Origin of the sequence: Bacteroides sp. D1 (genome assembly GCF_000157095.2) — a bacterium.
GTDB classification, from domain to species: domain Bacteria; phylum Bacteroidota; class Bacteroidia; order Bacteroidales; family Bacteroidaceae; genus Bacteroides; species Bacteroides xylanisolvens.
Genome location: NZ_JH114344.1, coordinates 41,101 through 57,764, shown reverse-complemented (window position 1 = coordinate 57,764; position 16,664 = coordinate 41,101). Strand labels below are relative to the sequence as shown.

At 43.3% G+C, this 16,664-nt stretch carries 13 protein-coding genes; 11 read left to right on the top strand and 2 right to left on the bottom strand.

Going from position 1 to position 16,664, the window contains the following annotated elements; translation table 11 throughout:
• The first annotated feature begins 53 nt into the window (after positions 1–53).
• From BSAG_RS08225 to BSAG_RS08250, 6 genes are all read left to right on the top strand, one after another.
• A complete protein-coding gene (locus BSAG_RS08225) occupies positions 54–1,178 on the top strand; it encodes an AAA family ATPase (protein WP_008770438.1) in 1,125 nt (374 codons plus the stop codon).
• Positions 1,179–1,298: 120 nt separating this feature from the next.
• A complete protein-coding gene (locus BSAG_RS08230) occupies positions 1,299–3,134 on the top strand; it encodes an ABC transporter ATP-binding protein (RefSeq protein ID WP_008770437.1) in 1,836 nt (611 codons plus the stop codon).
• Positions 3,135–3,163: 29 nt separating this feature from the next.
• Entirely contained in the window at positions 3,164–3,967 is an 804-nt protein-coding gene (locus BSAG_RS08235; protein WP_004314478.1) for a polysaccharide deacetylase family protein, read from the top strand.
• Positions 3,964–4,920 carry a glycosyltransferase family 2 protein gene (locus BSAG_RS08240; RefSeq protein ID WP_004314479.1) on the top strand — a complete coding sequence of 319 codons (957 nt, stop codon included), beginning with the start codon at positions 3,964–3,966 and terminating at the stop codon, positions 4,918–4,920. The genes BSAG_RS08235 and BSAG_RS08240 overlap by 4 nt, the downstream gene beginning before the upstream one ends.
• A complete protein-coding gene (locus BSAG_RS08245; protein WP_004314482.1) occupies positions 4,904–5,323 on the top strand; it encodes a GtrA family protein in 420 nt (139 codons plus the stop codon). The genes BSAG_RS08240 and BSAG_RS08245 overlap by 17 nt, the downstream gene beginning before the upstream one ends.
• Positions 5,324–5,369: 46 nt before the next feature.
• A complete protein-coding gene (locus BSAG_RS08250; RefSeq protein ID WP_004314485.1) occupies positions 5,370–7,349 on the top strand; it encodes an LTA synthase family protein in 1,980 nt (659 codons plus the stop codon).
• Here the strand turns inward: BSAG_RS08250 and BSAG_RS08255 are convergent.
• Together BSAG_RS08255 and BSAG_RS08260 are read right to left on the bottom strand one after the other, a co-directional pair.
• Entirely contained in the window at positions 7,336–9,108 is a 1,773-nt protein-coding gene (locus BSAG_RS08255; protein ID WP_004314487.1) for an ArnT family glycosyltransferase, read from the bottom strand. The two genes, BSAG_RS08250 and BSAG_RS08255, sit on opposite strands and share 14 nt — an antisense overlap.
• A 29-nt stretch (positions 9,109–9,137) precedes the next feature.
• Positions 9,138–9,773 carry a viroplasmin family protein gene (locus tag BSAG_RS08260; protein WP_004314488.1) on the bottom strand — a complete coding sequence of 212 codons (636 nt, stop codon included), beginning with the start codon at positions 9,771–9,773 and terminating at the stop codon, positions 9,138–9,140.
• Positions 9,774–9,911: 138 nt separating this feature from the next.
• Between BSAG_RS08260 and BSAG_RS08265 the strand changes: the two genes are divergently transcribed.
• The 5 genes from BSAG_RS08265 (at position 9,912) to BSAG_RS08285 (ending at position 16,648) form a co-directional block, all read left to right on the top strand.
• Positions 9,912–10,514, top strand: coding sequence for a nitroreductase family protein (locus BSAG_RS08265; RefSeq protein WP_008770436.1), 603 nt, complete (start codon positions 9,912–9,914; stop codon positions 10,512–10,514).
• Between the two features lie 115 nt (positions 10,515–10,629).
• Positions 10,630–11,157 carry a shikimate kinase gene (locus BSAG_RS08270; protein ID WP_004314493.1) on the top strand — a complete coding sequence of 176 codons (528 nt, stop codon included), beginning with the start codon at positions 10,630–10,632 and terminating at the stop codon, positions 11,155–11,157.
• A gap of 136 nt (positions 11,158–11,293) precedes the next feature.
• Positions 11,294–13,792: a tetratricopeptide repeat protein gene (locus BSAG_RS08275; RefSeq protein WP_004314495.1), complete on the top strand. Its 2,499-nt coding sequence runs from the start codon at positions 11,294–11,296 to the stop codon at positions 13,790–13,792.
• 9 nt (positions 13,793–13,801) lie between these two features.
• A complete protein-coding gene (locus BSAG_RS08280; protein ID WP_004314500.1) occupies positions 13,802–15,568 on the top strand; it encodes an HSP90 family protein in 1,767 nt (588 codons plus the stop codon).
• Positions 15,569–15,577: 9 nt separating this feature from the next.
• Entirely contained in the window at positions 15,578–16,648 is a 1,071-nt protein-coding gene (locus tag BSAG_RS08285; RefSeq protein ID WP_004314503.1) for a hypothetical protein, read from the top strand.
• Positions 16,649–16,664: the final 16 nt, after the last annotated feature.

Below are 16,664 nucleotides of genomic sequence, written 5' to 3'. Positions count from 1 at the left end.
TTATTATTTTATAATAATTATCTTTGCGTAATAACGTGAGATATACGAAGACTATGATAAGAAATCCTTTTATAACAAGTGGATATGTGTCTGCTGATTATTTTTGTGACCGTCAGCAGGAAAGCGAACAGTTGGTACGCGAAGTGATGAATGGGAATAACCTGGCTCTTGTCTCTACCCGACGAATGGGAAAGACGGGCCTGATCCGTCATTGCTTTCAGTTTCCTGAAATTAAGCAGGACTATTACACCTTCTTCATTGATATATATGACAGCCGGTCATTGCGCGACTTGGTATTTGCACTTAGTAAAGAGATTTTGGAAGTACTGAAACCTATAGGGAAGAAAGCTTTGCATGGTTTTTGGGAATGTGTGAAATCTTTGCAGGCCAGTATCTCTTTTGATGTGAATGGTATGCCTTCTTTGAATTTGGGATTAGGAGATATACAAGCTCCGGCTACTACGCTCGATGAAATCTTCCGGTATTTAGAGCAAGCGGATAAGCCTTGTTTGATTGCCATTGATGAATTTCAGCAGATTACCGGATATGCAGAGAAAAATGTAGAGGCTACTCTCCGGACTTATGTGCAGCATTGTAATAATGCGCGTTTCATTTTTGCCGGGAGCCAGCGGCATGTGATGGGGAATATGTTTTTGACGCCTTCCAGACCTTTTTATCAAAGTGTGTCAATGATGCATTTGGAAAGTATTCCTTTAGAAGAATACATTCGTTTTGCATGTATGCATTTCAAACGTGCAGGCAAAGAAATGGAAGAAAGTGCTGTTACCACAGTTTATCAACAGTTTGAAGGAGTCACATGGTATATACAAAAAGTATTGAATACACTTTATGATATGACCCCGGAGCACGGAGTCTGTAAAGTGGAAATGGTGTCAGAGGCTATTCGGCAGATTATTGATTCATTCAGATATACTTATTCGGAAATCCTTTTTCGTTTGCCGGAAAAGCAAAAGGAGTTACTGATTGCTATCACTAAAGAGGGAAAAGCGAAAGCTATCACTTCCGGTGCTTTCATAAAGAAATACAGACTGGCTTCAGCCAGTTCTGTGCAGGCAGCATTGAAAGGATTATTAGAAAAGGATTTTGTGACCCAGGAAAAGGGAGTGTATCAAATATATGATCGTTTCTTGGGTATTTGGTTGAAAGAGAATTATTGAGTCGTTTTTTGTTTGTTGAAACGTGCTTTTCGATAAATCGCGTTAATAATTAGCTGAAACTACTGCCTGTTAATCAGTTTTATTGTATCTTTGCGGTCTTAACTTTTTTAATGGTAAATAATGAAGGAATTTCTACAACTAATGCGACGTTTCGTGTCGCCTTATAAGAAGTATATCGGCTGGGCTATTTTGCTGAATATTTTGTCTGCTGTATTCAACGTGTTCTCATTTACTTTTTTGATTCCTATTTTGAGTATTCTGTTTAAAACAGAAGGAGCGGATAAAGTATACCATTTTATGGAATGGGGTAGTGGTGATTTAGCAGATGTTGCCAAGAATAACTTCTATTATTACATATCTCAAATGATAGTGGATAATGGTCCCACTGTGGCTCTTATTTTCTTGGGATTGTTCCTGATGGTGATGACATTGTTTAAAACCGGTTGTTACTTTGCTTCTTCAGCTGTGATGATTCCATTGCGTACAGGAGTGGTACGTGATATTCGTATTATGGTATATGCTAAGGTTATGCGTCTGCCAATGTCTTTTTTCTCTGAAGAAAGAAAGGGGGATATCATAGCCCGTATGAGTGGTGACGTGGGAGAGGTGGAAAACTCCATTACTAGTTCGTTGGATATGTTGATGAAGAGTCCAATCCTGATTATTATATATTTCGTGACATTGGTTGCTGTTAGTTGGCAGTTGACTCTTTTTACTATTATTGTATTGCCGGGAATGGGCTGGTTGATGGGAGTGGTCGGAAGAAAACTGAAACGCCAGTCACTGGAAGCACAGGCAAAGTGGAGTGATACGATGTCGCAATTGGAAGAAACACTGGGAGGTTTGCGCATCATCAAGGCTTTTATTGCGGAAGATAAAATGATTAACCGCTTCACCAAATGTAGTAACGAACTTCGGGATGCAACAAACAAGGTTGCTATACGTCAGGCTATGGCACATCCGATGAGTGAGTTTTTGGGAACCATTCTGATTGTAGCCGTACTGTGGTTTGGTGGTACATTGATTTTAGGCAAGAATGCCACGATTGATGCTCCTACATTTATCTTCTATATGGTTATCTTGTATAGTGTAATCAATCCGTTGAAAGACTTTGCTAAAGCAGGATACAACATTCCGAAAGGTTTGGCTTCTATGGAACGTGTTGATAAAATCCTGAAAGCAGAGAATAAGATTAAAGAGATTCCGAATCCGAAACCGTTGAAAGGTTTGAATGACAAGATTGAATTTAAAGATATTTCTTTCAGCTATGATGGTAAAAGAGAGGTACTGAAACATGTAAATTTGACAGTTCCCAAAGGAAAAACGATTGCACTGGTTGGACAGTCTGGTTCCGGTAAATCTACCTTAGTCGATTTGTTGCCACGTTACCATGATGTACAGGAAGGTGATATTACCATTGACGGAACGAGCATCCGCGACGTGCGTATTGCTGATTTGCGTAGTCTGATTGGTAATGTAAACCAGGAAGCTATTTTGTTTAATGATACATTCTTCAATAACATTGCTTTTGGTGTGGAGAATGCGACAATGGAACAAGTGGTAGAGGCAGCAAAGATTGCCAATGCACATGATTTCATCATGGAGAAACCGGAAGGATATAACATGAATATCGGTGACCGTGGTGGTAAATTGTCCGGTGGTCAGCGCCAGCGTATCAGTATCGCCCGTGCCATCCTGAAGAACCCTCCGATTCTGATTCTCGATGAGGCTACTTCTGCATTGGATACCGAATCAGAACGTCTCGTGCAGGAAGCGTTGGAACGTTTGATGAAAACACGTACAACGATTGCTATTGCCCACCGTCTTTCTACTATTAAGAATGCAGATGAAATCTGCGTGTTATATGAAGGAGAAATTGTAGAACGTGGTAAGCATGAGGAACTTATAGAATTAAACGGCTATTACAAACGCCTGCATGATATGCAACAACTGTAATGCAGCAATTGTAATTTTTTGATAATGCAATGATATTATTAAGTTTTGATACAGAAGAATTTGATGTACCTCGTGAACATGGCGTAGACTTTCCGCTGGATGAAGCGATGAAAGTATCAGTCTATGGTACGAACCGGATACTGGACTGCCTGAAAAAAAACGGGGTGAAAGCTACCTTCTTCTGTACAAGCAATTTTGCAGAAAATGCGCCGGAGGTGATGCGGCGCATTATGGACGAAGGACATGAAGTGGCTGCGCATGGATGTGACCATTGGCAGCCGCAGGCTTCCGATGTCAGCCGTTCAAAAGAAATCTTGGAACGTCTTACCGGCAGAACGATAGAAGGCTATCGCCAACCGCGTATGTTTCCCGTATCAGATACAGAACTTGAACGAATGGGGTATGTGTACAACTCCTCACTGAATCCCGCATTTATCCCCGGAAGATATATGCATTTATCAGAGCCGCGTACCTGCTTTATGACAGGTAAACTACTTCAGATCCCGGCTTCTGTAACTCCATGGATTCGTTTCCCACTATTTTGGTTGTCTTGTCATAATCTGCCGATGTGGCTTTATCAAAGCCTGGTAAACCGGGTGTTGAAACATGACGGATATTTTGTGACCTATTTCCACCCGTGGGAGTTCTATCCGTTGGGTGAACACCCTGAATTTAAAATGCCTTTTATCATCCGCAACCATTCCGGCAAAGGAATGGAGGAACGTTTGGATATGCTTATCCGCAACCTGAAAGAAAAAGGCTATCCTTTTATGACTTACTCGGAGTTTGCGCAGATAAAACTGGCTGAACTAAATAAACCGGACGAAAAATGATTAAATTGGCTATTGTATCCCCCTGTTATAATGAGGAGGAAGTGTTGGAAGAGTCAACCACCCGTTTGACAGCTTTGTTTGATGACTTGGTGGCGAAAAAAAAGATCAGCGCCGACAGTTTTGTGCTCTTTGTGAATGATGGCAGTAAAGATCGTACATGGAGCATTATTAAACAATTGCACCGGACGAATCCATATATAAAAGGAATGAACCTGGCTCGCAACGTAGGACATCAGTATGCCATCATGGCCGGTATGATGACCGCTAAAGACTGGAGTGATGCCGTTATTACCATTGATGCCGATTTGCAGGATGACCTGAATGCGATTGAGGAGATGATCGATGCTTATACACAAGGATATGATGTCGTATACGGGGTGAAAGTATCCCGCCAGGCAGATCCGATGCTGAAACGTCTTTCCGCAACCGCTTTTTATAAATTACAGCACCGGATGGGAGTAGAGACAATCTACAATCATGCGGATTTCCGTTTTTTGAGTAGGAGAGTACTGGAACAGCTGTCTCATTATCAAGAACGTAATGTCTATTTGCGTGGTATTATCCCATTGCTGGGTTTTCCTTCTACTACGGTAGATGACGTAATCCGGGAACGGACAGCCGGAACCTCCAAATATACAGTAAGAAAGATGTTCAGCCTGGCCTTGGACGGAATAACCTCTTTCTCGGTGAAGCCTATTTACGGTATTGTTTATCTGGGAATTATATTTGTTTTTATCAGTATACTGATAGGAATTTATGTATTGTATTCTTTAATTTCGGGTACGGCAGAGCATGGCTGGGCATCTTTGATGTTGTCTGTCTGGTTTGTCGGTGGAATTGTTCTAATGTCAATAGGAGCTGTCGGGTTGTATATTGGGAAAATCTATAAAGAAGTAAAACGTCGTCCGCTCTATAATGTGGAAGAAGTACTATACGATGACCAAGATAAGTAAAGCTATATTTGACAGGCATCCGGACTGGCGGGATAAGTTCTGGCAATTCGTTCGTTTCGGAGTTGTCGGCACTGTATCCTCGGCTATTCATTACGGAGTGTATTGTCTGGTTTTACTGGTTGCAAACGCCAATATCTCTTTTACGGCAGGTTATGCCGTCGGATTTATTTGCAATTATTTCCTGACTACCTTTTTTACTTTTCGTTCCAAGCCCTCGTCTCGCAATGCGGTTGGGTTTGGCTTTAGTCATCTGATTAATTATCTGCTTGAGATTGGTTTATTGAATCTCTTCCTTTGGATAGGGGCAGGCGAACTTCTGGCGCCGATACTGGTGATGATAATTGTAGTACCTATCAATTTCCTAATTCTTCATTTCGTTTATATCTACAAAGGGAGAAAATAATTTTATTAAATCTCTTTCATTTAATTCATAAAAAGAAAAGGCTATTATGAAACGTTTTCTAAATCTTATTGTATATATACTTACGATACATATTTCGGCTTTGCTGATCGCAGGACTGTTTCGCCTGGTACTTTTTATCTCATCCTATCATCAATTGACTTCTGAAGCCTTGTCGGATAAGAGCCTTTCAATGCTTGCTTTTGTGCATGGTGTCTGGTTTGATAATGTGATCGGTTGTTACATACTTTTGTTGCCGCTGACAATTGCGGTGGTGTGTGGAGTCTGCAACTATTATGGGAAAGCATTGTTCCGTTTCTTCACAATCTTTTTCAGTGTGTTTTATGGGCTGGTCTATTTAATCAGTGCGTCGGACATACCCTACTTTGCCTATTTCTTTAAGCATATCAATTCTTCTATATTCGAATGGTTCGGTTATGCAGGAACTACCGCCGGAATGATATTGGGAGAAAGTGCCTATTACTTGTCCATCGGATTATTCCTGCTCTTCTTGGCCGGGTTCATAGTATGGCTTGTCTGTCTGTCGCGTTATTTCCATCGTCGTAGCCTTACTATTTCCGCTTCGTTCCCATTTTGGAAGAGAGGAGTTGTGGTTCTGGTCGGAGCTTGTCTGATCGGCCTCTGCATCTTTGGAATTCGGGGGCGTACAGGTTATAATCCGATCAAAGTGAGTGCGGCATATTTCTGTCAGGATGCTTTTCTGAATCAATTGGGAGTAAGTCCGACTTTTAATCTGTTGACGAGTGTGATGGATGATATGCGTCCTGAAAATAAATACTTGCATCTGATGGATGAGCAGGAAGCCATAACTAAGGCGCAAGCTCTGCTCAACCGTCAGGGAGATGCGAATGTTTCCCCGTTGGCTGTCTACAGGCATGCTGCAAAAGCGGATAGCGTGCAACAACGCCGTCCTAATGTCGTCTTGATTATGATGGAATCCATGTCCAGTAAACTGATGAAGCATTTCGGGCAATCAGAAACGCTGACTCCTTTCCTGGATAGTCTGTATACCCGTTCTATTAGCTTCCGTAATTTCTATTCGGCAGGAATCCATACGAATCATGGTTTGTATGCCACCTTGTATTCTTTTCCGGCTATGATGAAACGGAACCTGATGAAAGGCTCTGTCATTCCCCGCTATTCGGGACTGCCTACCGTACTGAAAGAAAACGGCTATTACAACCTTTTCTTTATGACGCATGAAGGGCAGTATGATAATATGAACGCTTTCTTCCGGACGAACGGCTATGATGAAGTGTTTTCACAAGAAGACTATCCGGCTGATAAGGTTGTGAATAGCTTTGGAGTGCAGGATGATTTCTTGTATGACTATGCAATTCCGGTATTGAATCAGCGGGCTGCCACCGGACAACCGTTTTTTGCTACTTTACTGTCCATCAGTAATCATCCGCCGTATGTGATACCTCCTTTCTTCCATCCGAAAACAAGTGAACCGGAGATGCAGATCGTTGAGTATGCGGATTGGGCTTTGCGTCAGTTCTTTGAAGAGGCGCGTAAACAACCCTGGTTTGATAATACGATATTCGTATTGGAAGGAGATCATGGCAAATTGGTGGGAGACGCCGAATGTGAGCTGCCGGAATCTTATAACCATATCCCGCTGATGATTTACTCCAGCCGTATTCATCCGGAAGAGAAAAACACTTTTGGAGGTCAGGTAGATATACAGCCTACGATATTGGGGCTGTTGAATATTGATTATCTACAGAATAATTTTGGAGTGGATTTGCTGAAAGAAGAACGTCCCTGTATGTTTTATACTGCCGACAATATGATTGTGGGACGCAATGATACGTTATTGTATCTTTATAATTACGAGACGCAGCAGGAATTTACTTATCATATAGACAATGGCAAATTGAAAGCCGTTCCGATGGATGATCGCTTTTTGCCTTTAAAAGAATATAGTTTTTCCATGCTCCAATCGGCAGAGTTCCTTGTGAAGCATGGAAAAACGGTAAATTCTGTCCCTTTTACTCAACAATAGGAGTAGTTTCGGTTTTTTCAGGCTGTTCGTTTTTAATGAACTTGTATACTTTGGCTATTTGCCGGAGCACTCGTTTAGGAGATTCGTAAACCTGTTCGAACTGATACCCCTCTTTCTCAAATTCAGGAAGATATTTCTCTGCGTCATTGGTGCCGATCAACAAGAAACCTTTGGCAGGACGTTTTTGGTAGAAGTTGTCGAGACGGTTATTCAGGTAGAAATTAATCTCGAAGTAATGTACAGGGTCACCTGCTGCATGCAGACTTTCTTCAATGAATTCGTACATAGTCCCTTCGCTTTCCGGCGCAATCTTTTCGATCTCTGCAGCGACGAATTTGACGGATTTTGAATTTAATGCTGCCGGCTGATAAGCACCGTCCAATGCAAGGTATAATCCCATGGTAAGCACGACGAGGGCATACAGGAAGCGGTTGCTCAATGCATGTTTCCGTTGATAGAACCACCAGTAGATACCGAGGATGGTAGGAACGGCAACCAGCAACAAGGCTCCTGCTCCGCTAATATTCTGTATGGCGCGCATGAAATTAATGTTGTCCTGTGCGTGACGGCCGTGGAAGATTGTTTCAGGGATGAGCCCACATTTTAACACAATGAAGCAAGTGAACAGCAACAGGCTGATTGCCGCAAGAATACTTCCATATACTTTGATGACTTTGGATTGCTTCTTGACCAGATAAAATAGATATTTGGCAAGGAAATAAGCAATGAAAGGATAGATAGGCATCAGATAAACACTGCGTTTGCTCTGCGGGATGCAGTAGAAGACGAAGATTATGACAATACTGGTGAAAGAGAATAAATCTACCGGATCCATATTCTTTATCCAAGCAGTGAAACGTTTCCACCAGGCGGCTGGCTGGATATTGAACTTACGGTAAGTCAGGCTGAACAGAGAAAGTACGGCTAACAGTGTCCAGGGAACATATCCGGCAAACAAGGTCACGAAATTGTAGTGCCAGGGATTCACGCATGAATCATAACTCATGGTATTCGTCATACGGCCGAGGTTTTCTTCCATCACTAATGCGAGGAATTCTTCTCCACCTTGTTGGTAAGCAGCTACATACCAGCAAATAGGCAGGATGAGAGAAAGGATAGCCCAGGCGGAAAGCAGCAGGAATGCCTTGAAGAAGTTGACACCTCGGAGCAACAAGAATATGCCTACAACTAAGCATGGAATGATAGTACCTACCGGTCCTTTAGTCAGTGTTCCGCAACTCATCAGGAGAATGGCCAGCCAGGGAATACCTTTGAGCCCCTTCTCATACCATCTGTAGAGACAATATAGAGCGCCAACGGTGAGCGCTGTCAATACCATGTCCACCCGGCAGTTGGCTCCGGCCCGGTGTAATTCGAAATTAGTCAGGGTAATAAAGGCAGCCAATAACGCCAGTTGCACTCCTTTTCTTTTGGCAAAGAACAGAAAGCCGCAGAGAGTCATGGCAATCAAGGCGATGGCGGACGGCAGGCGGGAGGTCATTTCTGTGACTTGCCCTCCGTTCACTACTGCTGATACAGCAGCGATGCTCCAATGGAAGAAAGGCGGTTTGTAAGCCATTTCTCCTCCGTTGTTTCTGGGTAAGATCCAGTTTCCGCTATCCAGCATGGAATAGGAAACAATAGCTTCGCGAGGCTCACCTTTCGTGTGGTATTCCGACAAGCCGAGGAAAGGCAGGATAGTAACTACGCAAATGACTAATAACAGCCAGAAAGCTTTGTTTGAAGTCAATGTTTTCATCTTTTCTTATGATTGAAATTTATGTTCTTTTATTTTCTGCCGAAGTCGGCCGGAATTTCTCCCCATTCTTTCGTTTCCCATTTCAGGATGCGAGTGGTATACGTATTTCCCTGCAACCATTTTTCTGCCCGTTCGATCAATAAAAACAGTTCTTCCGTTTCCGGAGTGCGGGGGAGCTTGGTTTTGCACTTCTTCTGTCGTACCCAGCTGATCGCATTGGCACTATCACTGTAAATAGGCATGTCGAAACCTTTGTTCTTCAACAACGCCAACCCGTGTACGATGGCTAGAAACTCGCCGATATTATTCGTGCCTTTCATCGGGCCGAAATGAAAAATTTCCTGCCGGCTGGCAATGTGTACTCCACGATACTCCATCGGTCCCGGATTACCGCTACAGGCTGCGTCGACTGCCAGGCTGTTGTCGATCACGCAAGAGGGTAAAGTATCTGATGAAGGTTTGGAACCTCCTGATTTAGACTTTGCATTTTTGCCGATATAAGCGTATGGAGACATTGTCAGCGCGCGTTCCGCTTCTTCGCGCGTATCGAATGATTTGTATTTGGCAGCTTCGTATCCTTTGATTTGAAGCTGGCAGTCTGTCCAGGAAGTGTAAATCCCGGGTGTGACGCCTTCCCATACAACATAAAATTTTTGTTTTGCCATTTTTCTGACGATAAATTTAGATAGTCAATGAATTGACGCTGCGAAGGTACAAATATATTCTCTAACTGAACAAGTTAGGGGAGCTACTTGTTATAAAAAAAAGAGAGTTTAAGAATATAAAATAAGAAAGGAACTATGATGGAAAGATCTTTTAGTGAAGCTTTGAAACAACGTCGGACTTACTATTCAATTACTAATCAGTCACCTATATCCGATCAGGAGATCGAATGTATCGTTAATATGACCGTGCGTCACGTACCGTCAGCATTCAATTCACAGACTACACGTGTGGTGCTCCTGTTGGGAGAATCTCATAAGAAATTGTGGCAGATCGTGAAAGATGCATTGAAGAAGATTGTGCCGGCTGAAGCTTTTGCAAAGACAGAAGAGAAGATAGATCATTCCTTTGCCTGTGGCTACGGAACTGTACTGTTCTTTGAGGATCAAAAGGTAGTGAAAGGACTTCAGGAGGCTTTCCCGTCTTATCAGGAGAACTTCCCGGGATGGTCATTGCAGACTTCTGCCATGCACCAGCTGGCTATCTGGGTGATGCTTGAGGATGTAGGTTTCGGAGCGTCGCTGCAACACTATAACCCGCTGATTGATGAAGAAGTGCGCCGTGCATGGAACTTGCCGGAACATTGGCATCTGATTGCGGAAATGCCGTTCGGACTTCCTATTGGCAAACCGGGTGAAAAAGAATTTCAGCCGCTTGAAGAACGGGTGAGAATCTTTAAATAAATCGGGAATGAAGAATGAATAATGAAGAATTGGATGGCATAATGGCTAAAATTCTTCATTCTTCATTCTTCATTCTTCATTAAATGATTAATTTTGTGAGCAAAATTAGTCATTTATGGTTCGTATCTTCCTTACCGGCTATATGGGTGCCGGAAAAACGACGCTGGGTAAAGCATTTGCCCGGCAGATGGATATACCGTTCGTTGATCTGGACTGGTATATCGAAGAGCGTTTTCACAAAACCGTTGGAGAATTATTCACTGAACGAGGCGAAACAGGATTCAGGGAACTGGAGCGGAATATGCTTCATGAAGTAGCCGAGTTTGAGAATGTGGTTATCTCGACGGGAGGTGGAGCGCCTTGTTTTTTTGATAATATGGACTTTATGAACCGGACCGGAAAGACGGTTTTTCTCGATGTGCATCCGGATGTGCTGTTCAGACGCTTGCGTGTGGCTAAACAACAACGCCCTATTCTTCAGGGGAAAGAGGATGACGAACTGAAAGCGTTCATTGTTCAGGCACTTGAGAAACGCGCGCCTTTTTATCACCAGGCACAATATATCTTTAATGCAGACGAACTGGAAGACCGTTGGCAGATTGAAACATCAGTGCAACGTTTGCAACAACTTCTTGGATTATAATCTGTGCCTAAATTGTATATCAGACTTTATTTTTTTGATACTCTTTATTGTTCATTCAGTCAATATTAGTACCTTGCACTCGTTATGAGATTTTTTTTATTGACTAATAACACAAAATTAAGGTAAAGTCTATATCATGAAAACTTTAAAAGAGAAATTTGGAGAGTTATCCGCTAGAATAAAAGCGTCCGGACAGCCTGCAAGGGTATGGTTTCCACAGTATACACCGGCCTCATTATTAAATGCGGAAAACTGGTGGGAAGCATTGGCTGTATGTGAATATGCTTTGGACACAAAAGAAGACGAGAAACTGATAGAAGATTTTTTTGAACTGATATTCAGTGCTTTTGACTGTAACGTAGAGGTCGATCTCAACGCAGAAGAATATGAATTCTGGTGGGAGAAGGTAATGCAGGTATGCGACCGTGTAGCTGTGTTTAGCGGTGCGGGATGGGCACAGAAGGGTGCGCAATATTCTGAAGCCCGTTATGGAAAGCGGGATATGAGTTATTTGTTTCCGTATTACGAAAAGGCTGCCGATATGGGTTGGGCTGAAGCGGAAGCAACTGTTGCCTATTGGCGATACATGGGATTCTATTGCGAGCAAAATAAAGAAGAGGGCGAACGACGTTTTGCCGCTCTCACTTCTCCCGAAGCTATTTTATGGGGAAAACATTATCGTGCTTTTGTCGAAGAATTTACAGGAGATAAAGCGAAGGCGTTGCAGATACGGAATGACCTGCTTGCCGAACTGCCTGAAGGAGAACGTTTGCGTGCTCATGTATATGCAGCACTGGGAGACGCGCTCGACAGGGCGGAAGGCAGTGTGGCAGAGGAAGCTGCTTACTACGAAAAGTCTCTGGAGATAGTTCCCAATCTTTATAGTCTTAAAAATCTGGCTACCCTTTATTTCCGTTATCCGGAACTGAATAAACCGAAAGAACTGGGCTTTGAACTTTGGGAAAAAGCCTGGCATGCAGGTGTGTGGTCTGCCGCTAACTTCCTGGGATATAATTATCAGGAAGAAGAATGGCTGGATATGCCGAAAGCTATTGAATGGCTGGAAAAGGGGATGCTTTATTGTGAATCTTACAGTGCGTATGAACTGGCGCTGATCTACCTGTATAATGATGAATATAAGAACGTGGAACGCGGACTGATGTGTCTGAACCGTTGCGTGGAAGATAACTATATACAAGGTATAGAAGGACTGGCTAATATCTATTTCAACGGTGAATTGGTGGAAGAGGACATGAATCGTGCGAAAGAATTGTTGGAGAAGGCTATTGAACTGGGTTCGGGAAATGCAGCTTATCGTCTAGGCTGGATGTATGAGCGTGGCTTCTTGTCTGAACAACCGGATTATGTGAAGGCGTTAGAGTATTATGAAAAGGCAGCTTCGCTGAACAATGCCGACGGATATTGTCGGATGGCGCTTTACCTGGCTAATGGATACAGCGGTGTAAAAGATGCCGATAAGTCGAGAGAATGTTATGAAAAAGCAGCCGAACTGGGTTCCTGCTTTGCTCTTGTAGAACTGGCGTTCTTGTATGAGAATGGCGATGGGGTGGAGAAGAACTATGAAAAGGCATTTGAACTGATTAGTAGGGCTGCCGGACAGGGTTATCCTTATGCGATGTTCCGTTCTGGTCTTTATATGGAAAAAGGTGTTCTTGGTGAAGCAAAACCGGAAGAGGCGTTCGCTTGGTATACAAAGGCGGCAGAAGCGGATGATAATGATGCGATCTTTGCTCTGGGACGCTGTTATAAAGAAGGAATCGGAACGGCAGAAGACTGGGATAAGGCACTCGAATGGTTCGGCAAAGGAGCGGAGAAGGAAGAGTCCCGTTGTCTGACAGAGCTGGGCCTGGCTTATGAAAATGGCAATGGCGTGGAAGAAAATCCGCAAAAGGCTGTGGAATATATGATGAAAGCTGCTGAACAGGACTATGGTTATGCCCAGTTTAAGATGGGAGACTATTATTTCTTTGGTTGCGGTCCCTGTCTGGAAGACAATAAAAAGGCTATGGAATGGTATGAGAAGGCTGTGGCCAACGAAATTCCAATGGCAATGTTGCGTATGGGTGAGTATTACCTGTATGATTATGACAGTCTGAACGAATCGGAAAAGGCTTTTGCCTATTTCAAGAAAGCTGCCGAATACGAGTGGTATAGCGAAGGATTGGGTATCTGTTATGAAATGGGTATCGGAGTGGAAGATAATGAAACGGAAGCTTTTAAATATTATACGCTGGCTGCGGATAATGGAAATACGATGAGTATGTATCGTACCGGACTTTGCTATTACAACGGAGTAGGTGTGAAACAGAACTATGCCGAAGCTTACCGCTGGTTTACGGATGCGGCAGGGAATGAAAATATTGCTGCGACTTATTATCTCGGTAAGATGATGATGTATGGCGAAGGTTGTACTCCTGATCCGGAAGCTGCGGTGCAATGGCTGCTGAAAGCTGCTGAAAAAAATAGCGACAAAGCGCAATTTGAACTTGGAAATGCCTATCTGACGGGCAAAGGCGTGGAAGAAAACGATGAAATTGCAATGGAATGGTTCGAAAAGGCCGCAGAGAATGGCAATGAGAAAGCTCTTAAAATTACCGGAAGGAGGAGAAAGTAAAAGAGGAACATGGAAAAAGAAGGGAATAATCTGTTTCAGGTCAATCTTAAAGGTATGATTGCCCTGTTATCAGAGCACATTTATAGTAACCCGAATACTTTTGTTCGCGAACTGTTGCAGAATTGCGTAGATGCCATCACGGCACTACGCAATATCGACGAGAATTATAAAGGACGTATCGATGTCTTTCTGAATGAAGACAAAACGGTGGTGTTCAGGGATAATGGAGTCGGACTGAAAGAAGAGGAAGTTTATCGTTTTCTGACGGTTATCGGAGAGAGTTCAAAACGGGATACTCCCGATGCGGACGATTTTATCGGAAGGTTCGGTATCGGATTGTTATCTTGTTTTGTGGTGACTAATGAAATCACCGTGGAGAGTCGTTCGGCAATGGGCGGACAGCCTGTTTGCTGGTGTGGCAAAGTAGATGGGACGTATCAGCTGACTTTATCGGACGAAGAACGGCCTATCGGGTCGCAGGTGGTGTTGCATCCGAAAGGAGACTGGATGCATCTTTTTGAATATGAAACGTTTAAGAAGATACTGGTCAGTTATGGGGAAGTGTTGCCATATCCTATCTATCTGCATTATCAGGGGGAAGAGGAGTTGGTAAATACGCCTTCGCCTGTATGGCTTGACCCGAAGGCGACTCGCAAGGAGTTGCTGGATTATGGGGCAAAAGTATTCCAGTCGTCTGCTCTTGATGCTTTCCGGATTTATACTGAAAGTGGTAAGGTAGAAGGGGTGCTTTATGTTTTGCCTTTCCGAACACAATTTTCAGTACGCAATTCTCATAAGGTCTACCTTAAACGTATGCTGTTGAGTGAGGACGATTGTAACCTGCTGCCGCCGTGGGCTTTCTTTATCCGTTGTCTGGTGAATGCGGACGGATTGCTGTCTACTGCTTCCCGCGAGTCTTTGGTGAGCAATGACCAGTTGAAGGATGCACGGAAAGAGATCGGGGTAGCTATCAAGGATTATCTGCGGGGATTGGTGCAGAATGACCGAGCCATGTTCAACCGGATCTTGGATGTTCATCACTTCCATATCAAGGCGATTGCTTCGGAAGACAATGAATTGCTCCGTTTGTTTATGGATTATCTTCCTTTTGAAACAAATAAGGGGCTGCGTGGTTTTGGAAGTATTCGTTCGGCAAGCAATGTGATATGCTATACCAAGAATTTGGAAGATTTCCGTCAGGTGCGCCGTATAGCCGGAGCGCAAGGATGGTTGGTGGTGAATGCTGCTTACACTTTTGATGAAACTTTGTTGAAAAAGTATGTCCGTCTGAATCCGGAACTTACGTTGGATGAAATATCTCCTTCACGGTTGCTGGAACAGTTTGGCGAAGTGGAGGCGAATAAAGAGTTTCAGGCTTTTGAAATGAAAGCAAACGAGCTGTTGAAGCGGTTTGGCTGTGTCTGCCGTCTGAAACATTTTACTCCGGTGGATATTCCGGTAATCTTTGTGGCGGAGGAAAAGGAGAATGTAGCTAAAAGTGCCAATAATCCGTTGGCGGCTGTATTGGGGGCTGTGAATACTGCCAAGCAGATTCCACCGACACTCACTTTCAATGCGGATAACGAAATGGTGCAGACTTTATTGCAAATACAGGGAGACAATAAACTGTTTCAGCATGTGGTGCATATATTGTATGTACAGTCGCTTTTGCAAGGTAAATATCCGGTGAACAGTGAAGAAATGGAGCTTTTCAACCGTTCGCTTAGCGAACTGATGACTTCGAAAATGAATGATTTTATAAATTTCCTGAATTAAAAAAAGAATATGAGATACACACTTGAAATACAAAAACTGCTGTTGCAGACACAGAATGACAGCCTGCATCCCCGTGAAAAAGCTAATCTATTGAAAGAAGCTATCCGCATCGCTGATGAGAACGAAGATGTGGAATGGGCTACGGAGTTGAGACTGGATCTTATCTATGAACTGAATCTTCTTTCGGCAGATGCGGAAGAGATTACCGTGTTCTCTAAAATCCTGGATGATTACGAGAATCACAAGGATGTAATCAAAGAAGATGACTTGTTGTGGAAATATAAATGGATCTGGGCTTGTACGTTCGATCTGCCGGAAATTCCGATGGAACAGGTGAAAGCGATCGGTGAGGATTATAAAACCCGTATTCTCCGGAATGGATATTCTTTGCGGAGTTATTATCACCGCTGGTCTGTGGAATGTGTTTGGATGCGACAGTATGACAAGGCAAAAGAATACATTGACAAGATGCTGAATGAAAAGATAGACGGTCAGTCGTGTGAGGCTTGCGAACTGAATTTTATGCTGGATTATTATTTGGAAACAGGGCAGTTTGATGAGGCTTACAGCCGGGCGCAGCCATTGATTAATAAGCAGGTCACCTGTTATGAAGCCAATTTGCGGGCTTACTTGAAGCTCTCTTATTATGCACAGAAAGCTGGCAAACCGGAGGTGGCCGCTGATATGTGTGCACGTGCCGAAGAAGCATTGCAGGGAAGAGAAAAGGATGAATATCTTTTGCTCTACTTGGGATTGTTTATTGCTTATAATATAATGACGAAGCCGGAAAGAGGCTGGGAGTATGCCGAGCGGTGCATCGGTTGGAGTTTGCGTACGAATACGTTGAAGAAATATCGCTTCTCTTGCGATATGGTAGAGGCCTTGAAGTATGAGACCCGTCCGGAAGTCTCTTTGTCGTTGCCGGAGGAATTCCCTCTTTATCGTCCGGATGGAATTTATCAGGTCAGCGAGCTTCGCAATTATTTCTATCAGCAGGCGGAAGAGCTGGCACTTCGCTATGACGCCCGCAACGAAAATAGTGGTTATATGGACCGTTTGAAACAATTAATGTCCAATTAATTGCCAACATGTAGAT